At 38.5% G+C, this 22530-nt stretch carries 28 protein-coding genes and 3 tRNA genes; 5 read left to right on the top strand and 26 right to left on the bottom strand.

Annotation, left to right across the window (positions count from 1 at the left end; genetic code table 11):
- Positions 1-50 precede the first annotated feature (50 nt).
- The 7 genes from ppx to GJV51_03615 form a co-directional block, all read right to left on the bottom strand.
- Positions 51-1016 (bottom strand): exopolyphosphatase, encoded by a 966-nt coding sequence (gene ppx, locus GJV51_03645; protein ID QGM25098.1) that lies wholly within the window; start codon positions 1014-1016, stop codon positions 51-53.
- Entirely contained in the window at positions 1013-3148 is a 2136-nt protein-coding gene (locus tag GJV51_03640; protein ID QGM25097.1) for an RNA degradosome polyphosphate kinase, read from the bottom strand. Before GJV51_03640 ends, ppx begins: the two co-directional genes overlap by 4 nt.
- 5 nt (positions 3149-3153) lie before the next feature.
- Positions 3154-4632, bottom strand: coding sequence for an HD domain-containing protein (locus GJV51_03635; GenBank protein QGM25096.1), 1479 nt, complete (start codon positions 4630-4632; stop codon positions 3154-3156).
- 74 nt (positions 4633-4706) lie between these two features.
- A complete protein-coding gene (locus GJV51_03630) occupies positions 4707-5294 on the bottom strand; it encodes a DNA-3-methyladenine glycosylase I (GenBank protein QGM25095.1) in 588 nt (195 codons plus the stop codon).
- Positions 5295-5388: 94 nt separating this feature from the next.
- Complete coding sequence (locus GJV51_03625) at positions 5389-6714, bottom strand: phosphopyruvate hydratase (GenBank protein ID QGM25094.1); 1326 nt, start codon at positions 6712-6714, stop codon at positions 5389-5391.
- Between the two features lie 141 nt (positions 6715-6855).
- A complete protein-coding gene (locus GJV51_03620; protein QGM25093.1) occupies positions 6856-7665 on the bottom strand; it encodes a triose-phosphate isomerase in 810 nt (269 codons plus the stop codon).
- Positions 7662-7997: a hypothetical protein gene (locus tag GJV51_03615; protein ID QGM25092.1), complete on the bottom strand. Its 336-nt coding sequence runs from the start codon at positions 7995-7997 to the stop codon at positions 7662-7664. Before GJV51_03615 ends, GJV51_03620 begins: the two co-directional genes overlap by 4 nt.
- Before the next feature lie 112 nt (positions 7998-8109).
- Here GJV51_03615 and GJV51_03610 point away from each other — a divergent pair.
- Positions 8110-8194, top strand: a tRNA-Leu gene (locus tag GJV51_03610).
- Between the two features lie 97 nt (positions 8195-8291).
- Here GJV51_03610 and GJV51_03605 read toward each other — a convergent pair.
- Positions 8292-8363, bottom strand: a tRNA-Gln gene (locus GJV51_03605).
- 37 nt (positions 8364-8400) lie between these two features.
- Positions 8401-8483 (bottom strand) — tRNA-Tyr (locus GJV51_03600).
- A gap of 152 nt (positions 8484-8635) precedes the next feature.
- On the opposite strand from GJV51_03600, the gene GJV51_03595 reads away from it, so the two are divergent.
- Both GJV51_03595 and GJV51_03590 read left to right on the top strand, forming a co-directional pair.
- Entirely contained in the window at positions 8636-8848 is a 213-nt protein-coding gene (locus tag GJV51_03595; GenBank protein ID QGM25091.1) for a helix-turn-helix domain-containing protein, read from the top strand.
- Entirely contained in the window at positions 8845-9315 is a 471-nt protein-coding gene (locus tag GJV51_03590) for a hypothetical protein (GenBank protein QGM25090.1), read from the top strand. Before GJV51_03595 ends, GJV51_03590 begins: the two co-directional genes overlap by 4 nt.
- Positions 9316-9480: 165 nt before the next feature.
- Here GJV51_03590 and rpsI read toward each other — a convergent pair whose 3' ends face one another.
- The 7 genes from rpsI to GJV51_03555 all read right to left on the bottom strand — a co-directional run bounded on the left by rpsI (position 9481) and on the right by GJV51_03555 (position 14170).
- Complete coding sequence (gene rpsI / locus GJV51_03585; GenBank protein ID QGM25089.1) at positions 9481-9876, bottom strand: 30S ribosomal protein S9; 396 nt, start codon at positions 9874-9876, stop codon at positions 9481-9483.
- Positions 9877-9894: 18 nt separating this feature from the next.
- Positions 9895-10338, bottom strand: coding sequence for a 50S ribosomal protein L13 (gene rplM, locus GJV51_03580; GenBank protein QGM25088.1), 444 nt, complete (start codon positions 10336-10338; stop codon positions 9895-9897).
- Between the two features lie 137 nt (positions 10339-10475).
- Positions 10476-10886, bottom strand: coding sequence for a pyridoxamine 5'-phosphate oxidase family protein (locus tag GJV51_03575; GenBank protein QGM25087.1), 411 nt, complete (start codon positions 10884-10886; stop codon positions 10476-10478).
- Positions 10887-10934: 48 nt separating this feature from the next.
- Entirely contained in the window at positions 10935-11702 is a 768-nt protein-coding gene (truA, locus tag GJV51_03570; protein QGM25086.1) for a tRNA pseudouridine(38-40) synthase TruA, read from the bottom strand.
- A 20-nt stretch (positions 11703-11722) separates the two neighbouring features.
- Positions 11723-12526, bottom strand: a complete 804-nt coding sequence (locus GJV51_03565; protein ID QGM25085.1) for a cobalt ABC transporter ATP-binding protein — start codon at positions 12524-12526, stop codon at positions 11723-11725.
- Positions 12519-13376 (bottom strand): energy-coupling factor transporter ATPase, encoded by an 858-nt coding sequence (locus tag GJV51_03560; protein ID QGM25084.1) that lies wholly within the window; start codon positions 13374-13376, stop codon positions 12519-12521. Before GJV51_03560 ends, GJV51_03565 begins: the two co-directional genes overlap by 8 nt.
- Positions 13352-14170, bottom strand: coding sequence for an energy-coupling factor transporter ATPase (locus tag GJV51_03555; protein QGM25083.1), 819 nt, complete (start codon positions 14168-14170; stop codon positions 13352-13354). Before GJV51_03555 ends, GJV51_03560 begins: the two co-directional genes overlap by 25 nt.
- A 174-nt stretch (positions 14171-14344) precedes the next feature.
- Between GJV51_03555 and GJV51_03550 the strand changes: the two genes are divergently transcribed.
- Together GJV51_03550 and GJV51_03545 are read left to right on the top strand one after the other, a co-directional pair.
- Positions 14345-16015 carry an NADH-quinone oxidoreductase subunit D gene (locus GJV51_03550; protein QGM25082.1) on the top strand — a complete coding sequence of 557 codons (1671 nt, stop codon included), beginning with the start codon at positions 14345-14347 and terminating at the stop codon, positions 16013-16015.
- Positions 16016-16083: 68 nt separating this feature from the next.
- Positions 16084-17082 (top strand): polyprenyl synthetase family protein, encoded by a 999-nt coding sequence (locus GJV51_03545; protein QGM25081.1) that lies wholly within the window; start codon positions 16084-16086, stop codon positions 17080-17082.
- A 41-nt stretch (positions 17083-17123) separates the two neighbouring features.
- Here the strand turns inward: GJV51_03545 and rplQ are convergent, their stop codons facing one another.
- From rplQ to rpmD, 10 genes are all read right to left on the bottom strand, one after another.
- Entirely contained in the window at positions 17124-17507 is a 384-nt protein-coding gene (gene rplQ / locus GJV51_03540) for a 50S ribosomal protein L17 (GenBank protein ID QGM25080.1), read from the bottom strand.
- Between the two features lie 36 nt (positions 17508-17543).
- Complete coding sequence (locus GJV51_03535) at positions 17544-18488, bottom strand: DNA-directed RNA polymerase subunit alpha (GenBank protein QGM25079.1); 945 nt, start codon at positions 18486-18488, stop codon at positions 17544-17546.
- 47 nt (positions 18489-18535) lie between these two features.
- A complete protein-coding gene (gene rpsK / locus GJV51_03530; GenBank protein QGM25078.1) occupies positions 18536-18922 on the bottom strand; it encodes a 30S ribosomal protein S11 in 387 nt (128 codons plus the stop codon).
- Between the two features lie 126 nt (positions 18923-19048).
- The gene (rpsM, locus tag GJV51_03525) at positions 19049-19420 is read right to left on the bottom strand and encodes a 30S ribosomal protein S13 (GenBank protein ID QGM25077.1); all 372 of its coding nucleotides are present in this window, start codon (positions 19418-19420) and stop codon (positions 19049-19051) included.
- Between the two features lie 76 nt (positions 19421-19496).
- On the bottom strand, positions 19497-19616 hold the full coding sequence (gene rpmJ / locus GJV51_03520) for a 50S ribosomal protein L36 (protein QGM25076.1): 120 nt from the start codon (positions 19614-19616) through the stop codon (positions 19497-19499).
- A gap of 44 nt (positions 19617-19660) precedes the next feature.
- Entirely contained in the window at positions 19661-19876 is a 216-nt protein-coding gene (infA, locus tag GJV51_03515) for a translation initiation factor IF-1 (protein ID QGM25075.1), read from the bottom strand.
- A gap of 106 nt (positions 19877-19982) precedes the next feature.
- Positions 19983-20546 carry an adenylate kinase gene (locus tag GJV51_03510; protein ID QGM25074.1) on the bottom strand — a complete coding sequence of 188 codons (564 nt, stop codon included), beginning with the start codon at positions 20544-20546 and terminating at the stop codon, positions 19983-19985.
- Entirely contained in the window at positions 20539-21873 is a 1335-nt protein-coding gene (secY, locus tag GJV51_03505) for a preprotein translocase subunit SecY (GenBank protein ID QGM25073.1), read from the bottom strand. Before secY ends, GJV51_03510 begins: the two co-directional genes overlap by 8 nt.
- A complete protein-coding gene (gene rplO / locus GJV51_03500) occupies positions 21873-22307 on the bottom strand; it encodes a 50S ribosomal protein L15 (GenBank protein ID QGM25072.1) in 435 nt (144 codons plus the stop codon). The genes secY and rplO overlap by 1 nt, the downstream gene beginning before the upstream one ends.
- Before the next feature lie 30 nt (positions 22308-22337).
- On the bottom strand, positions 22338-22520 hold the full coding sequence (rpmD, locus tag GJV51_03495) for a 50S ribosomal protein L30 (GenBank protein ID QGM25071.1): 183 nt from the start codon (positions 22518-22520) through the stop codon (positions 22338-22340).
- Between the last annotated feature and the right edge of the window lie 10 nt (positions 22521-22530).

Raw genomic sequence — 22530 nt, 5'->3', positions numbered from 1 at the left:
CGGGTGGATCATTAAATAAAAAAAGCCAATATTCCTATTGGCTTTTTTTATTAATCTATCGTCATTGAAGCAGGTTCTGGCGCAATAACACGTTGGCCTGTTTCTTGCCTAATTGTTTCAAATAAAATGCCTTCTCGCAGACCAGCTTGCGAGAATATGACCTGTTGTCCACCTAGAAAAATAAGCAGTTCTATCAATGGTAATAAGCCACCGACAATAATATCACCACGATCTTTGGCCAAACCAGCCATCTTCTGTCGTCCAACTAGATTTTTACTTAATATCTTTTGATATATGTCTGTTGCATCTTGCTTACTCAGATGATACCCATGAATTGGCATATCAGTGATTTTCCGCTGACGTCGTGAAATTTTAGCTAAAGTACGATTACTACCACCTAATGCCACTAATGGTAAATGCATAGCATCATTGAGCCAAGAAACATCACCAAACATTTGCCTTAATGCTACGATGGCTTGAAATAGCGAAGCTGCATTAATAACATCCTTTTCAAGAAACATTTCGCTAATTGTCACTGCGCCAATGGGCAGACTTATTTCGTGAACTGATTCTTTGTTTCGAACTAAAATCAATTCTGCAGAGGCACCACCAGTATCCAAAATCAAGGCATCATTTATGCTTAGCGTATTAACAATACCAACGTAATCATAGTGTGCTTCTTCTTCTCCTGTTAGTACTTGCAACGAGAATCCCATTGTTTTTTCGAATTCTGTCAGAAATACCATTTGGTTTGTTGCTTGCCGAACAGCTGCAGTGGCCACTGCTTTGATCTTTGCCTTTGGATACTTATCTAACATTTCCTTGAAATTCTTCAAAGCGTTCATCGTACGTTTAATAGCCTCAGGTTGTAAAACTTTATTTTCACCCATTCCTTCGGAGAGACGCACCATCTCTTGTAATCTATTCAATACCTCATAATGACCATCTTGATGATATCTACTAATCGTCATCCGTACTGAGTTCGATCCTAAATCTATTATTGCTATAACAGTCATGATTCACCTCCTATAAACGGGTTATTAATCGGCTCAAACTCTTTTTGTGAATTTTCTCGATCTTGTTGTTGCTTTAACTCAATTTGTTTCACCATAGATTCGGCTATAAACATTTCTTGTGCATTAACAGAAGATAAGCCTCTGCGATCAATTTTATCAAATGACCCATCGGGTTGCAGAACACGTGTTTTAACATTATCTGCCCACATAATTTCAAAAATATTAATCACCTGTTGGGACAAATCATCATTGCGAATTGGAAATAACAATTCAACACGTCGATTCAAATTTCTTGTCATTAAATCTGCAGAGGACAAATAAACCTGCGGGTTATCATCATTATGAAAAATGAATACCCGACTATGTTCCAAAAAACGACCAACAATTGAATGCACAGCTATGGTTTCACTGACTTTCGGAATACCAACCTTGAGCATTGTAATTCCTCGAACAATCAATTCAACTGGTACACCAGTCTCACTTGCTTCGTACAAATGACGAATCATTCGTTCATCAGATAACGAATTGAATTTCATCCTAATACCAGACGGTTTTCCTGCTTTGGCATTTTTAATTTCGACGTTTATTTTTTGATAAATAAATTCACGAATACCATCGGGTGACATATGCAGTTGATGAAAAAAACTTGGATCAGAGTAACCCGTTAGAATATTAAAAATCGAAGCCACATCTGCGCCCAATTCACTATCCACTGTTAGCAGTCCAAGATCCGTATAAAAATTCGCTGTAACATCATTATAGTTTCCAGTAGCGAGATGGACGTATCGACGTATCGTATCACTTTCCCGTCGCACTACCATGGCCATTTTAGCATGCACTTTTAGTCCTCGAAGTCCATAAACCACATGGACGCCCTTTTGCTCTAATTCGCGCGCCCAGTGGACATTATTTTCTTCATCAAAGCGTGCCTTAATTTCAAGTAACACTGTCACTTGCTTACCGCGTTGAGCAGCATCAGAGAGTGCTTTAATAATTGGTGAATTACCGGACACACGGTATAGCGTCATTTTAATGGCTAACACATCCTCATCTATCGCAGCTGTTTGAATGAATTGAACTACTGGTCTAAATGAATCATAGGGGTGATGCAACAGATAATCGCGTTTTCGTATACTTTCAAATATTTTATCAGCAGTCAAGTCGGGATTTTCGTATCCTTGAAATGATGTGTACCCTAATGTAGGTGCATCAATTACTTTCAACCACGAACTAATAAATGTTAAATCAATCGGACCATTCACCTCATAGATTCGATCATCCGGCACTTGTAAAGCTTTGATAAGTTTAGTCATTAACATTTTACCCGTATTAGTACTTACAATCACACGGATAACTCGTCCACGCTCCCGTTCTTGCAATTTACTTTGTACTTCTTGCAAAATATTAGGCGTATCTTCATCATCAGCAACATCTAATTCCATATCACGCAAAATATGAAAAACATTTGATTCTTTAATGGTGTAACCTGGAAAAAGTGCATCTAAAAATAATTGCACAACCTCTTCTACTAAAATCACTTGGTTGTCTTCTGGTAGTGCAATCACACGTCCAGAGGTCTCTGGAACTTGTAATACTGCGATATATTTTTCAGCTTGTTCATCGTTTTTTTTCAAACGAACCCCAATATTTAACGTATCATTTGCCAAAAAAGGAAATGGTCGGGTACTATCGATTGCCATCGGCGTTAAAACTGGTCGCAACTCTTTTTCAAAAAACTCTTTTAAAAAGTTAACTTGTGTATCCGTCAAATCATCTTTATGAACTAATGAAAAACCTAACTTTTTCATAGTCGGTATAATACTACGATTTAATACTTGATACTGGTTTTTAATTTGTTCTCCTGCAGCGGCAGAAATTTTAATTAGCTGCTCTTTCGGCGATAAACCAGATGCATCCACTTTATCGTGACCTACAAACATTTGTTGTTGTAAGCTTGCCACCCGAACCATGAACCATTCGTCCATGTTTTTCTGTGTAATCGCCAAAAAATTAGCACGCTCAAGAATAGGATTTTGTGTATCGCGCCCTTCTTCGAGTACACGTCTATTAAAAGCTAACCAACTCATTTCACGATTGACATAATATTTGTGTTGTTTCAGATCTGTCATAATGCTTGTCAGCTCCTTTTCACCTGATGTTTCAATACAATAGGTAATCCAAACACAGCCTCAAAAAAATGCGCTTTTTGTGCAAATATATACATTTCCAATTGTAAATTCTTGGCTGATTGTCCGATTACTGTAATCTTTTCTGCACCAATAGACACAGTTAGCTTACTAATTTTTTGTAACCGGCTATCATCAAGTGCATCTGCCAAGCGTAGCAAAGCCGCCATTTTAGCAATACGCATACGTTGCCTTGGTGAGAACTCTTGCGTTGATCTCAGTGCATTATCTGGCGTTTCAGCGCTATGATAACGCGCAATGGCGGCAATCATTCGCTGCTCAGAGGTTGATAATCCATGAAAGTCAATCCCTTCTAGAATTTCTTCAGAATATTGGTAATGCTTCTGAGAATTGATAAAACTGCCAACATCGTGCGTCAAAGCAGCGACACCCAATAGAAGCCGATCACGCGCACTCAATCGGTGCATTTTTTTTAGACGATCGAATAGTCGCCAAGTATATTTAAGAACTAACTCTCGATGTTTCTCTTCAACCATATATCTATCTGCAATACCACGTGCGGCAGTAATAATATCATTTTGTGCATTGTTGTCTTTAACAACCAGTCCATCTAGGACTGTTAAGCTACTAATATGTAAATTAGTAGCACCAATAGCTGACATCACTTCGACAACCAATACTGCTTCCATGAAAACCATCCAAACATCATTTGAATCGATGCCATATTGCTCAGCAATAGCTTGTTTATTCATCCGATTAAAATCACTAATCAATGACTGTAGTTCTGATTTATGAACTGTAGTTTTAGACTTGTTATTTAAAAATAACTGATTTACTACATCGGCGCCAAGTAAAATGATTGTATCAGTTGATTGAAAAGGTGGTAGCATATGCCAAAAATCTGCTAATTTACTGTCAATAAATTCCGGTATCAAATCTGGTATTTCACTAAACTCTGCGGCCATGTCTCTGATAGACTGTGTTAACCGTACTGGACCGATAGCCGAATGCTGCGAGAATTTAAACTGATTATTTTCAAAATAGGATAAGTCTATTCTGGTAGAGCTGACACCTAGTACAAATGTGTATCGTTCATTTAGAATTTTTTCTTCATGAACACGTAATGCCAATTGCCGATAATAATTTTCTTGGTTGGCATTCAGCCAAAGTAATTCAAGGCCCGTTACATTTTCTACTTGATCGACAAAATAAATGGCATTCAGCATCTTAGAAAGATTTTCACTGCCATACAATCGTACATCTTCTACACCATAGTCACGAAGAAGTTGTTGGAACCGTTGTAACTGTGATAATGCGCGCTGCATTACTTCAGCAGAAAAACTAGATAATGATAAATTTTTTTCACTATATTCGCGTTTAACATGCTCAATTTGACGCCCACGACTGTCAACAATTTGCAGTGCAGCAGCATCAGTGTTTAAAAGAATAACACCCTGTAATTTTGCCATAAATCTAGTCCTCTAAGGGTAGTTTATCACATTTAATATGAGGAATGTATTAGAAAAAACAACTATATCATTACTCATAATCTTGTATAATCAGGGTTAAAACTACAACATTGCTCATGATCGTTGATAATTCCTATTGCTTGTAGGTAAGAATACACAATTACCGGTCCGATAAATTTGAACCCTTGTTTCTTCATGTCCTTCGTTACTTGTTGCGATAATTCATTTTGACTAGGAATTTCATCCCCACTAACAATATGATGATTGATAATTTGACCATCAGTGAACGACCACATGTAATCAGAAAAACTTCCTTTCTGCTGACGAATTTGTCTGATGACCTGTGCATTGTGAATGGTCGATGTTATTTTTAATCTGTTGCTAATAATATTAGGATCGTGTTTTAAACGTTCAATATCGTCGTCTGTCATTTTAGATACTAAATCAATATCAAAGGATAGAAATGCATGGTTCATCCCTAAACGCCTTTTTAATGAGGTCTCCCAGCTTAGACCTGCTTGAAAAATTTCTAAAGTCAGTAATTCAAATAGCTCTTCATCACTATATTGGTTGGGCTGTCCCCATTCTTTATCATGATAAACTGTCATCATATCGGAAGCTGGATAATTATCTACCCAAGAGCAACGTTTTAAATTATCCACTGTACTTGCTCCTTTTTCACTCGTATTTACAAGATTAATATAATTTTTAAAAATTTCATGTAAAAAAAAACGACCAAATGGCCGATTCGTTTTTTTACTTGTTTTCAATAACTTCACGGGCAGCAGCTGATAAGTTATAGAATGAATGGATACCCTTATACTTAGCAGTTGTGTCCAACAACTCTTCGATACGGATCAATTGGTTGTACTTAGCGATACGATCAGTACGTGACAATGAACCTGTCTTGATTTGACCAGCATTTGTAGCAACAACCAAGTCTGAAATCGTTGTGTCTTCTGTTTCCCCTGAACGGTGAGAAACGATAGCTGTGTAACCCGCTTCCTTAGCCATTTCAATAGCTTCGAAAGTCTCTGTCAAAGTACCGATTTGGTTAACCTTGATTAAGATTGAGTTAGCAGCACCCATGTTGATACCCTTTTCAAGGTATTGTGTGTTAGTAACGAAGAAGTCATCACCAACCAATTGAACCTTCTTGCCCAATTCTGCAGTAATTGTAGCCCAGTCTTCCCATTCGTTTTCGTCGATAGGATCTTCGATTGAAATGATTGGGTAACGATCTGCCAAGTCCTCAAGATACTTGATGAATTCAGGTGTTGTAAATTCTTCACCTGTTGACCAACGTAGCTTGTATGTCTTTGTTTCTGCATCGTACAATTCTGATGAAGCAACATCGACAGCAATTGCGATATCCTTACCAGGCTTATAACCAGCAGCTTCGATTGCGCGGATCAAATACTTCAAAGGTTCTTCGTTGTCAGCGAAGTCAGGAGCAAATCCACCTTCATCACCGACTGAAGTTGCCTTACCATCAGCTTCCAACAACTTTTTCAAGGCGTGGAAAGTTTCTGAACCGTAACGGATTGCTTCCTTAACTGTTGGTGCACCAACAGGCATAATCATGAATTCTTGGAAATCAACCTTGTTTGCTGAGTGAGCACCACCGTTGATAACATTCATCATAGGTGTTGGCAATACGTATGAATTTGCACCACCCAAGTATGAGAACAAAGGCACACCTAATTCATCAGCAGCAGCACGGGCAGCAGCGATTGAAACAGCCAAAATAGCGTTTGCACCCAACTTACCCTTGTTTTCTGTACCATCGAGTTCGATCATAGCTTGATCGATTGCACGTTGATCAGTTACATCGAACTTACCAACCAAAGCCTTAGCGATAGCATCGTTAACATTGGCAACAGCCTTTGTTGTTCCCTTACCACCAAAACGTGACTTGTCTCCATCACGCAATTCAACAGCCTCGTGTTCACCCGTTGATGCACCTGAAGGCACCATTCCACGGCCAAAGCCACCTAATTCTGTGATAACTTCAGCTTCAAGTGTAGGGTTTCCACGTGAGTCAAGGACTTCACGTGCGATAATATCAGTAATTAAAGACATGTTTTAATTCTCCTTTGGTTTTCGGTTATATACCATGTATATTATATCACAGGGTAAGAATCATATCCAAAAATTTACTAAACACACGAGCCAGTGTAATGTTCAAAAAACTATCTTGATTATGTTCTTACAGGGTTCTTTTTATGTGTTTTCAATATTAAACTCTGGCACTTCAGGGTCTTGTGCAATGGCTACCAATTGTAAAAATTTTTCTGGATCAAGCGCAGACGTGCCAACCAACACGCCATCTATATCTTTTTGTAACATAATTTCACGAGCATTGTCTGGCGTCACAGATCCGCCATATAACACGCGAACTTGTTCTGCAATAACAGGCGAATATAACTTGGCCAGCGTCTGTCGTATTAAATGAGCTGCTTTTTGCGCTTGGGCCGCACTTGCGGCCTCACCTGATCCAATTGCCCACGTAGGCTCATATGCCAGTGTAACATTGCGAATTTGATCAACAGAGACACCCGCTAAGGCAGCAGCCACTTGAGCCACTGAGGGTTCTGCGTCCATAAACTGGGCATAAGTACTCATGTCCTCATCAACATCAATAATTGGCCGCAAACCATTTCTAAGTGCAGCAGTGACTTTCAAATTAACTGTTGAATCGGTCTCATTAAAGAATTTTCTCCGCTCAAAGTGCCCAATTAAAACATATTTGGCACCAATATCTTTCAATGCCTTTGGCGATGTTTCACCTGTATAAGCCCCACTATCTTCCCAATGAACATTTTCTGCGACGATATGTATGGGTGAGTGTGCTGTAGCTCGAACCATGTCTGACAAGAATAAATCTTGTGCTGCAATACCTGTTTCCACAATATTTTCAGCAGGCACCTTACCATTTACTTGGTCCAAAAATTCTGCAACATCGGCGTGCAACTTATTAATTTTCCAATTCGCAACTACAAAGGGTATACGCGAAGCATTATGTTGACTCATTTTTCGTCTCCTCTAAGCATCATAAAAATAAAAACCGCTTCAATTAATAGTAACCAAATCATATAACGTGAAGGTTCACCAAATAAGGATAGCAACATGTAGCTAATAAACAAAACAACCAATCCACCACCTGTTTTAGTTAATTTTTGCTGGTACTTGCTACGTGATAGGCGTTCGGTCAAATGTTGATTTTCTGATTTCAATTCTGAAACATCTAATTTCAAAGCTTCAATTTGATCTAATAAATCATCATTTTCATTTTGTAAAGCCTCATTATGTGCTTGTATTTCTGGTGTAATTATTTCTGTTTTTTTTCGATTAAAAAATCTCATGTACTTTCTCCATTACTTCTATTCTATCAAAATTACATGCTTGCTGTCATTGAATATCTATTGACGAGATTAGATTTAATGGGTATAATTATATAGTTGTCAATTTATATATGCAGCTGTGGCGGAATTGGCAGACGCGCAGGATTAAGGATCCTGTGCCCGTTTAGGGCGTGCGGGTTCGACTCCCGCCAGCTGCACTATAAAAAAGCTATACAATTAAGTATAGCTTTTTCTTTGTCTTTAAAATTTATTTTATACAAAAAAGGAACTTTCTCAAGTTCCTTTTTATCTTAATTGCCCCTGCTGGATTCGAACCAGCGCATGTCGGTACCAAAAACCGATGCCTTACCACTTGGCGAAGGGGCAATAGCTAATTTATTTTGCCGTTAGCTTTAATCGGCAATGGGAGCGGTAGGATTCGAACCTACGAACCCGAAGGAACGGAGTTACAGTCCGTCGCGTTTAGCCAGACTTCGCTACACTCCCATATCTCAAACAACTATATTAGTATATCAAATATCGAGATACATAGCAAGTGTTTTTATAATAATTATTACTGAAAGTGAAGTTGACTTCTCTTTTAGTGGATGATATACTATATGTGAAGTTTATTGCACATTAGGATTAGGAACTATAATATGAAAATCGACAATAATGTTCAGCATATTAGAAAAAACCTTAATTTAACACAGGATACACTGGCAAAAAATATCGGTGTTTCTCGTCGTACGATTGTATCAATAGAAAAAGGTAACTATACGCCCTCCTTAATGTTAGCTTTTCAATTAGCGCGAGCACTGAAAACACCCCTCACTGAACTATTTACTATTACTGAGGTAGATGAAATATGAAAAAAATAATTCTTGAACAAATTGGCAACGTGATTACTGTAGTTATACTAGGCTTTGCTTTAATTCAAACTATTGTACTTTCACCAACACCAACACCAAACTCATCTCAAATTCATTTCGGATATGGTTGGTTTTTGCTAGCTGCTTGGTTTTTAATTTTTGGTATCTTCAAACACTTTTATCAAAAATATGCCAATGATGGTTACAATAGTAATGATGGCGAGTTTAGTGTTAGGGACGAACGTGAACAATATGTCAGCTATTTTGCTATGAAGAGAACACTACAAGTTCTGGTCTACTGCTTGATATTTGTTATCGTTGCTACATTATTTTTTAGTCTGTCACTAGCCGCAAATATAACAACTGTCAGCATATTTATAATCATCATGCTAAGTTCGTTACTTATTATTATCTTTTCCACTTATTTAATCTCATGGATTATTTATGAACGATCAAACTTTAAATAAAATAATATTAAAAAGTAGTTATTTCATAATAACTACTTTTTAACCGTCATTCTAACTCACAAAAAAGCACACAACTTGTTCAAGTTGTGTGCTTTTAAACTCAGTGTTTTAAGTTATACTGCCTCATATAATCGGTATTGATTACAGAATTCAATATTACATATATTAACGCTTTGAGAATTGTGATGCCTTACGGGCTTTCTTCAAACCTGGCTTCTTACGTTCCTTCATACGTGAGTCACGAGTCAACAAACCTGCTGCCTTCAATGCTGCACGGAAATCAGGATCTACTGTCAACAAAGCACGGGCGATACCGTGACGTGTTGCACCAGCTTGACCAGAATAACCACCACCGATAACGTTAACTAATACGTCATAGTTACCTAATGTTTCAGTAACGTTAAATGGTTGCAAAACAACTTCACGCAAGTTAGCAAAAGGAATATATTCTTCGATTGACTTGCCGTTCATTGTGATTTGGCCATTACCTGGAACCAAACGTACACGAGCAACTGAGTTCTTACGACGACCTGTGCCGGCATATTGTACTGCTGTAGTCATAATTGAGATTCTCCTTTCTTAAACTAACTTGTTGATGTCAAGTGCTTCGGGCTTTTGTGCGGCATGATCATGTTCTGATCCTGCATACACGTGCAAGTTCAAGCCTTGCTTACGTCCCAAAGTGTTCTTTGGCAACATACCGTGGATTGATAATTCAATCAACTTTTCAGGGTTGAATTCACGATAGTTTCCAGCTGTGCGAGCCTTCAAACCACCTGGGTGGTTTGAGTGGTGGTAATAAACCTTATCAGTAGCTTTCTTACCAGTCAACTTAACTTCGCTTGCATTGATGATGATGACATTGTCACCCATGTCAACGTTTGGTGTAAACGTTGGCTTGTTCTTACCACGCAAAATTGAAGCTACTACTGTTGACAAACGTCCCAAAACGACGTCTTTTGCATCAATAATATACCACTTCTTTTCGATTTCACCTGGTTTTGCTAAAAATGTTGTACGCATGTTTGCGCTCCTTTGATTAGTTGTTTACTTACTTGGCCGTTCCTTGCTAAGCATTTACAATAAGTTTCCGGGGCTTATCGTGAGGTAAACAATACCGTCTTCTATCTTAACCAAAAAAGCGTCTCATGTCAATTATTTTACTCAAAATTAACATCTTTTTTATACCCGTACGACGTAAGGCTAGCAGAATGAATGTAGAGTTCCAGTACAATCTCATTTTCTATATTTGGGTGCGCCTGCATATAAGATTTATTGCCAATAAATAATGGTTTAACATCTGCCCATGTTTTATTAGAACGTGTCATAGTTGCATCATTTGATTCAATTCGTGCGCCATTTTCATTGAATGGTGTAATGATAGCTACCCTGTCATTATTATCAACATCGTTCACTTTATATGATGTCGGATCAACGTTAAAATACCACAGATTTTCACGTTCTGGACTGACCGCAAATCCCATAATTCCAATACTTGGTTGATTATCTTTAACAGTTGCAACGAAAACAAGCCCCCGAGAAGCTTGAATATATTCTTCAAAAAATGTCATAATTACGCCCCCTTAAAGTAGTTCTGGTTTCATTATAACAAACATTGTTCAATTGTAATCAATCTCATCGAGGTATAGGCCACTTGCTGGTGCTGTATACCTAGCTTGTTCCCGATCCTTAACTTCTATCAATCGAACAATATCATGCACCGGTCGTTTTCCGGTACCAATTTCTAATAGTACGCCAACCATAATACGAATTTGATTGTATAGGAAGGCATTTCCTTCAAAAGTGAACACTATCTCATGTTCCTCTGGTTTCTCATCAACATCAGCCCGAGTAATCAACCGAACAGTTGTAGCCGTCTCATTCCCTGAAGCAGCAAAGCTAGCAAAATCATGCTCGCCTAAGAGATCAGGTAAAGCAGCTTTAATCCTGTTGATGTCTAGTTTCCAATGAAAATGTCCCGTATATTTACGTTTAAAAGGGTCTTTATAATCAGTCGTAGATACACGATAAATGTATCGTTTTGAATGAGTATTAAATCTTGCATGAAAGTCGTCAGCAACACGTTCAACATGATTTACAATTACATCAAATGGCAACAATGTATTCATCCCCTTGCGCACACCTGCTGGATCAATATTGAATGGTAAATCAAAGTGCACTACTTGACCAAAAGCATGCACGCCTGTATCTGTGCGCGATGCACCTACTACTTTAATCTGCGGCGACGGATTTTTTGCCATTTTATTGATGACTTTATTAAGCTCTCCTTGAACTGTACGTACAGACTCGACACCATTTTTTGTTTGCAATTGAAATCCAAAAAATTCAGCACCATCGTAAGCTATAACTGCTTTATATCGCGGCATAAATTTCTCCTCTTATTGCCCTACTGTATAAAAAATTTAATACCAATAAATATAATCGTAAACCCGACTAATCCAATAAATGCACTGTAATCATTACTGCCATATGATAGTACCCGATACTTTGTTCGTTGTGTGGCATCTTGAAATCCACGAACTTCCATCGCATTGGCTAAATCCAGTGCACGCTGTAATGCACCCACAAACAGCGGAATAAGTAATGGCACAATAGCTTTAGCTCTTTTAATAGGTCCCCCCGTTGAAAAGCTCATGCCACGTGACTTTTGCGCGTTCATAATTTTTTGCGTTTCATCCATTAGCAATGGTACAAAACGCAATGCAATTGATAACATCAATGAAAGTTCAGCTACTGGTACCCGAAGCTTTTTTAAAGGCTTCAATAAAGATTCCAATGCATTTGCAATACTTGTCGGTGGTGTTGTTAATGTGAGAATTGTTGACATCAAAATAATTAAAACAAAACGAATCATAACATAAATAGCATTAATAATGCCCGGAACCGTCACTTTGAGTGGCCCAGCATGTAACAATACTGGTGTCCCTGGCGTAAAAAACAGTTGCAAAATCACTGTAAATAGAATTAACCAAAAAATTGGTTTTAGCCCATCCCAATATAGTCTAAACGGCTGCTGTGTTAAGCGTATTGCTAAAATAACGAAAGCCGCTGACCATACATAGGTTGCCCAAGATGTTGACCACAACATGACAAAAATAAAAACAAAGGTTCCAATCAGTTTAGTTCTTGGATCTAAACGATGAATCCAAGAATCACCTGGCACAAAACGGCCAATCATAATATTATTCATGCCGTTTTTCCTCATTTAACATAGTTGCTAATTCCGTCAATATTAATGGGCGATAGTGCAATGTACGCCCTTTTTGACGTAACTGCTCCGCAAACTGTCCAGCCTTAGGTAAATCTAAAGAAACTGTTTTAAACCAATCTAGATTTTTATTGAATATTTCAACTGGCTTTCCCTCTGCCACGACACCACCATCATGCATCACGATTACATGGTCAGCTACAGCGATTACATGATCCATTTGATGCGAAATGAAAACGACCAGCTTACCTGCTTTTTTCAGTCCTTTCACAATCTCAAGCAACTCTTTTTGCCCTTTTGGATCTAGGCCTGCAGCCGGTTCATCTAAAACAATAATATCTGGATCACTTGCCAACGTTCCCGCCATAGCTACACGACGCATCTGTCCACCCGAGAGCTCAAAAGGTGATTTATTCCATAATTCCTCAGAAACATTCACACGTTTTAAAGCATTTTTTGCCGCAAACTCAGCATCTGTTTTAGTATAACCAAAATTTATCGGGGCATACATAACATCTTCTAAGACTGTATTTGCGAATAACTGATTTTCTGGAAATTGAAAAACCATACCCACTCTGGCACGCAAAGAAACCAAGTTTTTTTCCTTCAAATCACTCGTCAAAACAAAATCATCAATAACTACTCGTCCAGTTGTAGGTTTTAATAAACCATTTAAATGTTGTATGAAAGTTGACTTACCAGAACCAGTCTGGCCAATAATTGCAGTTACTTGTCCATCTGGTATTGTTACATTAATATCATGCAAAATTGGCTGCGCTAAAGTTGTACCAGCGCCATAACTAAAATTCACTTGTTCAAAGTTGATAGCCACTGTATCAGTTCTCTCTCGTCCATATATTTATCAGGTTTCTCGTTTAAATGAAATGCTAACTCGTTAGCAAAAGGTAATTCTAATCCATTTTCATGTAATACTTGTCGTTGTGAAAAAACATCAGCTGGTGTGCCATCTAGGACTTTTTGTCCGTCATTAATAACCACTACTCGGTCGGCGAGTGTCGCCTCATCCATATCGTGGGTAATAGTCACTAATGTTAATTCCTCACCAAACTGCTTTTTCAATTTCTGTAATGTCTCCATGACCGTAGTGCGGCCATCAGGATCTAACATTGCAGTCGCTTCATCTAAAATAATAATCTTAGGTTGTAAGGCTAACACACTTGCCAATGCAACACGCTGTTTTTGTCCGCCCGACAGTGTATGTGGCTCACGATTTTTAAACTCTTGCATGCCAACAATAGTCAGTGCATCATCTATTTTTTGAGGCATTTCTGAACTTTCAACCTGAATATTTTCTAGACCAAAAGCAACATCATCAGCAACAGTTGCACCAACAAATTGATTATCTGGATTTTGAAAAACCATGCCAATTTTTGATCGGACATGGTGCACAGTTTCGACAGTCAGACGTTCATCAAAAACGTCAATATTTCCTTCCTCTGCCACTAACAAGCCTAAAACCAATTTAGCCAAGGTTGATTTGCCGGATCCATTGTGTCCCACCAAAGCAACCCATTGTCCAGGATCAATCTCTAAATTGAAATCACTGAATAATGGGCGTTCATCATAACTATACTTTAAATTGTCTATTTTTATTGCTTTAACCATTACTACTTATTTTAGCATATTTTCCGCTAAAAAATAGGTGGAACGATTTCACAATACTAATTCCATATTTTCACAAAGAACTACTCTCATAAACCTAGTAAATTAGCATAAACTAGTCTATACTAGAAAAGGTAAAACGCTAATAAACAATAAATTTCACAAAGGAAGCATCCCATGAACGAGAAAAATATCGTCATTGTAGGCGCCGGTTTTGGTGGCGTCTTCGCAGCAAAAACATTGTCTAAAAAGCTAAGAAATCATAAAGAGTATAATATCATCTTAGTTGACAAACATTCATACTTTACATATATGACAGAATTACACGAAGTTGCTTCTCAACGTGTTAAACCAAAGCATGTACAAGAAGATTTAGAACATCTCTTCTACCAAGATAAGAATGTTAAATTGTTAACGACTGAAGTAACAAATATCAATAAAGATAAGAAGACAATCTCAACAACACAAGGTGATATTCCATACGAAAAACTTGTTTTAGCAGTTGGGGGTCAATCAAACGATTTTGGTACGCCTGGCGTTAAAGAACACGGATTTGAATTGTGGTCAATGGAAGAATCACTAAAAATTCGAAATCATATTGAAAATATTATTGGTCAAGGTGCTGCTGAACTTGATCCTGACAAGCGTGAACAAATGCTGACTATTGCTGTTGTTGGATCTGGTTTCACGGGCGCCGAACTGATGGGCGAATTTATCGAACAACGTAAAGTATTAGCTCAAACTTACAAGTTAGATGAAAGCGAAATTAAACTTGTCCTACTTGAGGCATCTCCTTCTATTCTAAATATGTTAAAAGACCGTAAATTAGCTGACAAAGCTTTCAAGTATATGGAAGACAATGGTGTTGACATAAGATTGAACTCAAGGGTCACTGGGGTAGATGAAAATGGTGTATTCTTCCAAGACGGATCAACATTACCAACAAAATCACTAATATGGACTGCTGGCGTCAAAGCCAAGTCATTTATATCAAACTGGGGATTCAAGTACGGCCGCGGTGGTCGTATTGAAGCTGATGATTACATGCGCGCTACCAAAGAAGATGGTACGCCAGAAAAGGACATTTATGTAGCTGGAGATACACTTTCCTACGTTGATGAAAAAACAGGCCCAATACCACAAACCGTTGAAGGTGCTGAAAGTGCTGCTCGCGCAGTTTCAGCTAATATCCTTGCTGATTTTGGACTAGGCAAGGCCAAAACATTCTCTGAAGCTGTAAAGTATCATGGTTTCGCGGTTTCAATTGGATCTCATTACACCGTAGCTAGCTTAATGGGCCTTAACTTTTCAGGATTTATCGCCAGCATTGCAAAGCACGGTATCAACCTCTTCTTCTACTCTCAAATCCGTTCAGCCTATTCTATCTTCCATTATATGATGGATGAATTTTTCCGTACAGAAGACGGTCGTAATCCGTTCAAAGGAAGCGTATCACGTCTTGGTAATGTCCTATGGTCAACACCATTACGTTTATTTCTAGGACTATTTTGGATTTTAGTTGCATTAGGCAATGCCGGTGATTTAAACAAATTCTTCTGGCAAAGTGGTTTTGCTAGCTTCATTGAAATTATTACTGGCGCAGGTATCTTGCTTGGATTGTTTACGTGGCCTTTGGGCTTATTATCGATCCTAGTCACAATTGTTTCCGGAGCAACACATTCATTTGAAATCACGCATTGGTTTGTCATGTTGAGTAGTTTGGCAATTATGAACGGTTCTGGTCGCGGATTTGGGTTAGATTTTTATGTCGTGCCACTACTCCAAAAGATTTTTGGTGGTCTCTGGTATGGTAAAGCAAAGTCAACATATAATGAATTAGAAAAATAAGTTATAATAATAAAGTGCGAGTGTTATAATTCTCGTACTTTGTACATAATCAATGAAAAGAGACTCCCATGGCAATGCCGTTGTTACCAAAAATTTGGGACACTTTCCCAGAATTAAACTTACCACTGCAAAATGTATTAACTGAAATGTCTGAAAGTTGGCACATTGGTTTTTCAGAAATCGATAACGCTATTCGTTCACAAGCTAGTGCCGGAAAATTAGTCCGCCCTGCATTGACATTGCTTTTCTCTGAATTAACTGACGCACCATATAATCAGAAAGCTATCGTGCTAGGAGCAAGCGTCGAGCTTTTACACCTTGCTACACTAATACATGATGATATCATTGACGAGTCCAAACTGAGACGTGGAAAAGATAGTATTCAAGCACATTTTGGTAAAGATACAGCTGTTTATGCTGGTGATTACTTGCTTACTGGCATGTTATCACTATTAAATGACGCTGATAATATTCAAGCAAATAAATTGGCATTAGAATCTTTAAGAAATATCTTGTTTGGTGAGTTAACACAAAAAAACAATCGATATTTAACTGACACTTCTTTTGATGACTATCTTACCCAAATCACTGGTAAAACAGCTGCTTTATTTAAACTCAGTGTCTTATTTGGTGCCACAAGTTCAAAGGGTGCCAGTTCTCAATTACTTAATATTGTAGGTAAACTTGGTGAGAATCTTGGCGTGGCTTTTCAGTTATTGGATGACTATCTTGATTTTGACTCAATTACTGAACAGCTATCACTCGGTAAACCTGCTGGTCAAGACATTCGAAATGGCATATATACAGCCCCCATTTTATTTGCCTTAGAAAACCCAAATATCAATGTAGAATTGAAAGAACTACTGTCGTTAAGGGATGAAATTACTGATAATCAGCTTGTGCACATTCACAGTATTGTTCTTGAAAGCGATGCCATGTCACGCCTAAATTCTCTTCTAGCTGAATATAGTCAGGAACTCGACGACCTACTAAATAAATTACCAAATGACGCATTACGACAAAAATTAAATCATCTTGCCACATTATTATTAAATCGTAAAAATTAGCAAAAAAAAAAACTTGAGAAAGAAATTCTCAAGTTTTTTTATTAATCAACGAGCTCCAAGATAACCAGTTGCGCAGCATCGCCACGACGTTGGACTGTCTTGAGAATTCGTGTATAACCACCATTACGTTCTGCAAAGCGAGGTGCAACATCATCAAACAACTTTTGCAAAGCTGATTGTACTTTAACATCGTCGCCATCTTCTATAACATCCGCAACTTCATTACGAACAAAAGTAGCTGCTTGACGGCGAGCATTTAAGTCACCACGCTTACCTAATGTAATCATTTTATCAGTTGTCTTACGAACTTCTTTAGCGCGTGCTTCAGTAGTAGTAATACGACCATTGATCAAAAGATCAGTTGTCAAATCACGCAACATAGCTTTACGTTGTGAAGATGTACGACCCAATTTACGATATGCCATTGGTGAATCCTCCTTTTTTTAATTTAAAGACATGTGTTAATCTTCCTTGCGAAATCCTAAGTTCATATCAGTGAGCTTTTCTTGGATTTCGTCAAGTGATTTCCGACCGAGGTTACGCACTTTCATCATGTCAGCTTCAGTGCGATCCGTCAACTCTACAATAGTGTTGATACCGGCCCGTTTGAGACAATTATATGAGCGAACAGATAAATCTAGATCTTCAATTGGAGCAGAATCTGATGCACTAGCAGCAACAGGTTCCGCTTCAACCATAACACTAGCTTCAGCAGCTACAGGAGAAATATCCATAAACAAACCAAGATGCTCAGCTAAGATCTTAGCACCCAAACTCAAGGCATCACTTGGCTTGATAGAACCATTTGTCCAAATATCAAAAGTAAGCTTATCATAATCGTCACGAGCACCAATACGTGTATTTTCTACTTGGTAGTTTACACGTTCAATAGGTGTGTAAATAGAATCAACGGCTAAAACACCAATAGGCATTTCATCACGTAATTTCTTATTTTCATCTGCTGATGAATATCCACGACCTTTTACTGCCGTGACTGTCATATGTAATGACTTACCTGCTGCCACAGTAGCGATATGCAAATCAGGATTCAAAACTTCAACATCCGCACCACCCTGCAAATCTGCAGCTGTTACATCTGCTGGCCCTTGAATATCAATCTCAAGTGAACGTTCATCATCTGAATCAATCGCCAGCACAACCTTCTTGAGATTCAAGATAATTTGTGTGACATCTTCAACAACGCCATCCACGGTTGAAAACTCGTGAACTACGCCGTCAATTTGCACCGTATTAACGGCTGCGCCAGGAAGCGAAGACAATAAGATACGACGTAATGAGTTACCAAGTGTCGTACCATATCCACGCTCAAGAGGCTCTACAACAAATTTGCCGTAGCGGGCATCCTCTTCGATGTTATGAATATTTGGCTTTTCAAATTCAATCATCTGTAAATTCTTACCCCTTCTTTCACAGCAAGAGCAATGAAATTCAATTAAACACGACGACGCTTTGGTGGGCGTGATCCGTTGTGGGGAACTGGTGTAACATCCTTAATTGACGTTACTTCCAAGCCAGCTGCTGCCAAAGCACGGATAGCTGATTCACGACCTGAACCAGGACCCTTAACAGTTACTGCAACTGTGCGCATGTTAATTTCCATGGCACTTTTTGCTGCAGCTTCCGCCGCCATTTGAGCAGCGAATGGTGTTGACTTACGACTTCCTTTGAAGCCCAGTGCACCGGCTGATGACCAAGCAACTGCGTTACCTTGTGCATCAGTAATCATTACAATAGTGTTGTTGAATGTTGAATGGATATGAGCCACACCAGATTCAATATTCTTCTTCACACGACGCTTACGCGTTGTACGACCTGCCATTTATTTGCCTCCTTTTCAATACTTTCTTATAATTTCTCGGGTTAAAATAAAAATAACCAACATTACACAACTTTGGTTGCGATAATCATGTGTCGCATCGATGAGGATACAACAAGAAAAAGTAAATTACTTTTTCTTTCCAGCAATTGCTTTAGCTGGGCCTTTACGTGTACGAGCGTTGTTCTTCGTGTTTTGTCCACGAACGGGCAAGCCCTTACGATGACGAATGCCACGGTATGATGCAATCTCTTGCAATGATTTGATATCAAGTGATACCTTACGACGTAGGTCACCTTCTAATTGCAAGTTTAACTTGTCAACTGTTGCACGAATGGCATCTTCTTGGTCAGACGTTAAATCGCGTACGCGAACGTCTTCAGAAACGCCAGCCTCAGCCAAGACCTTTTGTGCAGTAGTATTACCGATTCCGTAGATGTAAGTTAAGCCAATGACAATTCGCTTGTCACGTGGCAAATCTATACCTGCTATACGAGCCATAACAATTTACCTCCTTTAGTATTTTTGAAAATGACAGTTATGTCTTTATTCAATCAATATTTATAACACTCAGAAATTACTTTCCTGCGCGTTGCTTATGCTTGGGGTTAGCAGAACAAATGATCATTGTTCGACCATTACGCTTGATAACACGGCAAGCATCACACATCTTTTTAACTGATGGGCGTACTTTCATAATCTATTCCTCCTATTCGGTTAACTGATTATTATAACTTTTACTTATCGGAAACGATAAGTAATACGACCCTTCGTTAAGTCGTATGGTGACATTTCAACGGTAACACGATCACCTGGCAAGATACGGATAAAATTTTTTCGAATTTTACCAGATACATGCGCCAAGATCACAGCACCATTTTCGAGTTCTACTTGGAACATCGCATTTGGCAAAGTTTCTTTAACTTTACCTTCGATTTCAATTACATCGTTGGCCACGCACTTAACCTCCTGTGCTTATAATGTTCAACATTGTTGATAAGTGCTTAACCTATCAAATTATACCAGAAAAACTGATATCTCTCAACAATGGTATTTTGAATAATTAGTCTAAATTGTCCAAAACTTTCTTGACATCATGATACACATCAGTAAGTTCACGACCGCCATCGATTGTGTGCAACACACCTGCCTTTTGATAGTAATCTACCAAAGGTAAGTTAGCTGCTTTATTAACTGCCAAACGGTTGTCAATAACTTCGGGTGTATCATCTGCACGACCACGTCCTAAAAGACGTTCGCGCAATAATGTGTCAGTAACTTCAAAATATAATGTTGCTGACACAGATTTACCGTTATCTGATAAATACTTATCTAGGAATACTGCTTGTGCTTCATTACGAGGATAACCATCAAGCATAAAACCAGTTTCAACGTCTGCTTGGTTTAAACGGTCAGCAACCATAGCATTTGTGATTTCGTCAGGAACTAGGTCGCCCGCATCCATGAATTGGCGCGCCTTTTGTCCTAATTCAGTATTCTCTGCCAAATTGGCACGGAAAATATCTCCAGTACTAATATGAACAATAGAATAATCCTTCACAATGAAGTCTGCCTGTGTGCCTTTACCAGCACCTGGCAAACCCAACAAAATCAAATTTTTAGCCATTGATTGCCTCCCGAGCTGCTAACTGATCTTTTGTAATAAATCCAACGTAATTTTTTTTCTGCATCAAACCATCAATTTGACGGATTAGATCCAAAGCGACACCTATTGATATTAACAGGCTTGTACCACCAAGACCTATCTTTTCATTGAGTCCCCAAACATCCGATGCAATCAAAGGAACCAACGCAACAATTCCCAAGAAAATTGATCCAACAAAGCTCAAATTTAACAAGAGCTTTGAAACGAAGGCTTTTGTTTCTGCACCGGGACGAACACCAACAATATATGCACCTTGTTTCTGTAGATTCTCTGATAACTTATCAGGATTAACTTGAACAAAGGCATAAAAATATGTGAAAACAACAATCAATGCAGTATACAGAATTGCACCAGGCAAAGTTGTCATACTGAATATCTGTTGCATAATTTGGTACCACTGGGCTGATGAATATTTGTCTTGAAACGCTAGCATAACCGTTTGTGGTGTACTAATAAATGATGAAGCAAATATGACAGGTATAACACCAGAAACATTCACCTTTAATGGTAGATACGCCTCACTACCATATGATGTGGCAGATCGGGTATACTGCATTTGTAATCGACGAGTTCCTTCATAAGACCATGTCGTAAATGCAACTACTAAAATCATAGCTATAATTAATACAACAACAAATATCCAACCATTAAGCATGTCACTACTGTCTGCTTGCAGAATATTTTCTTTGAAAATTTCATAGAAACCTTCCGGTGCTTGGGCGATTATACCCGCAAAAATAATCATTGAAACGCCATTTCCTAGGCCTTTTTCAGTAATCATTTCACCAAGCCACATTGCAAAAAATGTTCCAATAGTCATAACAGAACCGATTACAACAAATGACATTACGCTATTAGTTTGACTCACTAATCCATAAGATGATAATGAATTAAATCCAGCTGTGATACCAACAGATTGAACAAACGCAAGAATAAGTGTTAACCACCGCGTAGCGTTGTTCAACTTTCGGCGACCAACTTCACCTTGCTTACTCCATTCAACAAAGCGAGGCACGATATCTAATTGCAAAAGTTGTACAATAATTTGTGCTGTCACGTATGGTGACACGCCCATTGCGAACAACGAGTAGTTTGTCAGGCCACCACCAGAAAAGATGTTCAAAATGTTCATTAATCCGGAACTAGCCATCTCAGACATAGCAGAAGGGTTAACACCAGGCACAGTTATGTGCGTTCCAACTCTGTAAATAAACAGAATAAAAAATGTCCACCCTAATTTTTTGCGAATGTCCTTTTCACGTACTGCATTAAATAACGTGCTAAGCATTAAAGTACCTCAGTTGACCCACCGGCTTGTTCAATTGCAGCAACTGCAGCTGCAGAAAACTTATGTGCCTTAACAGTCAACTTCTTTTCAAGTTGACCAACAGCCAAAATCTTAATACCAGACTTTTGATTTTTAACAATACCGTTTTCAATCAAAAGTGTTGGTGTAATTTCTGTACCATCATCAAAGCTGTTTAACTTGTTCAAGTTAACAACTGCGAATTCCTTACGTGAAATGTTAGTAAATCCACGCTTTGGAATACGACGGTACAAAGGCATTTGACCACCTTCAAACCCCAAACGCACTTTGCCACGAGCTTTTTGACCCTTTTGACCACGTCCGGATGTCTTACCGTTTCCAGATGATGTACCACGACCAACACGGTTACGTACGTGACGTGAACCAGCAGCTGGTTGTAATTCGTTCAAATTCATCTTTCGGTACCTCCTATTTTAATTGTGTAATTACTTAACTTCTTCAACGCTAACTAGGTGAGCGATATGGAAAATCGCACCACGTGTAGCTTCGTTGTTAGGCTTCACCACTGAACTAGATACGCGTCCAAGTCCAAGAGACTTAACGATCGCGCGTTGCTTAGGTAAGCGATGAACCGCACTCTTAATCAAAGTGATTTTCAAATCAGCCATTTTATCGCTC

The organism is Leuconostoc mesenteroides subsp. mesenteroides (genome assembly GCA_009676745.1).
Classification (GTDB): Bacteria; Bacillota; Bacilli; order Lactobacillales; family Lactobacillaceae; genus Leuconostoc; species Leuconostoc koreense.
The sequence above is the reverse complement of the archived record's forward strand: the minus strand, read 5'-3'. Positions and strand labels throughout refer to the sequence as shown.

Excerpts from the sequence above, each read along its gene's own strand:
- ppx (QGM25098.1), bottom strand. The coding sequence starts at position 1,016 with ATGACTGTTATAGCAATAATAGATTTAGGATCGAACTCAGTACGGATG.
- GJV51_03635 (QGM25096.1), bottom strand. The coding sequence starts at position 4,632 with ATGGCAAAATTACAGGGTGTTATTCTTTTAAACACTGATGCTGCTGCA.
- GJV51_03625 (QGM25094.1), bottom strand. The coding sequence starts at position 6,714 with ATGTCTTTAATTACTGATATTATCGCACGTGAAGTCCTTGACTCACGT.
- GJV51_03620 (QGM25093.1), bottom strand. The coding sequence starts at position 7,665 with ATGAGTCAACATAATGCTTCGCGTATACCCTTTGTAGTTGCGAATTGG.
- GJV51_03615 (QGM25092.1), bottom strand. The coding sequence starts at position 7,997 with ATGAGATTTTTTAATCGAAAAAAAACAGAAATAATTACACCAGAAATA.
- GJV51_03595 (QGM25091.1), top strand. The coding sequence starts at position 8,636 with ATGAAAATCGACAATAATGTTCAGCATATTAGAAAAAACCTTAATTTA.
- GJV51_03590 (QGM25090.1), top strand. The coding sequence starts at position 8,845 with ATGAAAAAAATAATTCTTGAACAAATTGGCAACGTGATTACTGTAGTT.
- rpsI (QGM25089.1), bottom strand. The coding sequence starts at position 9,876 with ATGACTACAGCAGTACAATATGCCGGCACAGGTCGTCGTAAGAACTCA.
- rplM (QGM25088.1), bottom strand. The coding sequence starts at position 10,338 with ATGCGTACAACATTTTTAGCAAAACCAGGTGAAATCGAAAAGAAGTGG.
- GJV51_03575 (QGM25087.1), bottom strand. The coding sequence starts at position 10,886 with ATGACATTTTTTGAAGAATATATTCAAGCTTCTCGGGGGCTTGTTTTC.
- truA (QGM25086.1), bottom strand. The coding sequence starts at position 11,702 with ATGCCGCGATATAAAGCAGTTATAGCTTACGATGGTGCTGAATTTTTT.
- GJV51_03565 (QGM25085.1), bottom strand. The coding sequence starts at position 12,526 with ATGAATAATATTATGATTGGCCGTTTTGTGCCAGGTGATTCTTGGATT.
- GJV51_03555 (QGM25083.1), bottom strand. The coding sequence starts at position 14,170 with ATGGTTAAAGCAATAAAAATAGACAATTTAAAGTATAGTTATGATGAA.
- GJV51_03550 (QGM25082.1), top strand. The coding sequence starts at position 14,345 with ATGAACGAGAAAAATATCGTCATTGTAGGCGCCGGTTTTGGTGGCGTC.
- GJV51_03545 (QGM25081.1), top strand. The coding sequence starts at position 16,084 with ATGGCAATGCCGTTGTTACCAAAAATTTGGGACACTTTCCCAGAATTA.
- rplQ (QGM25080.1), bottom strand. The coding sequence starts at position 17,507 with ATGGCATATCGTAAATTGGGTCGTACATCTTCACAACGTAAAGCTATG.
- GJV51_03535 (QGM25079.1), bottom strand. The coding sequence starts at position 18,488 with ATGATTGAATTTGAAAAGCCAAATATTCATAACATCGAAGAGGATGCC.
- rpsK (QGM25078.1), bottom strand. The coding sequence starts at position 18,922 with ATGGCAGGTCGTACAACGCGTAAGCGTCGTGTGAAGAAGAATATTGAA.
- rpsM (QGM25077.1), bottom strand. The coding sequence starts at position 19,420 with ATGGCTCGTATAGCAGGTATAGATTTGCCACGTGACAAGCGAATTGTC.
- rpmJ (QGM25076.1), bottom strand. The coding sequence starts at position 19,616 with ATGAAAGTACGCCCATCAGTTAAAAAGATGTGTGATGCTTGCCGTGTT.
- GJV51_03510 (QGM25074.1), bottom strand. The coding sequence starts at position 20,546 with ATGGCTAAAAATTTGATTTTGTTGGGTTTGCCAGGTGCTGGTAAAGGC.
- secY (QGM25073.1), bottom strand. The coding sequence starts at position 21,873 with ATGCTTAGCACGTTATTTAATGCAGTACGTGAAAAGGACATTCGCAAA.
- rplO (QGM25072.1), bottom strand. The coding sequence starts at position 22,307 with ATGAATTTGAACGAATTACAACCAGCTGCTGGTTCACGTCACGTACGT.
- rpmD (QGM25071.1), bottom strand. The coding sequence starts at position 22,520 with ATGGCTGATTTGAAAATCACTTTGATTAAGAGTGCGGTTCATCGCTTA.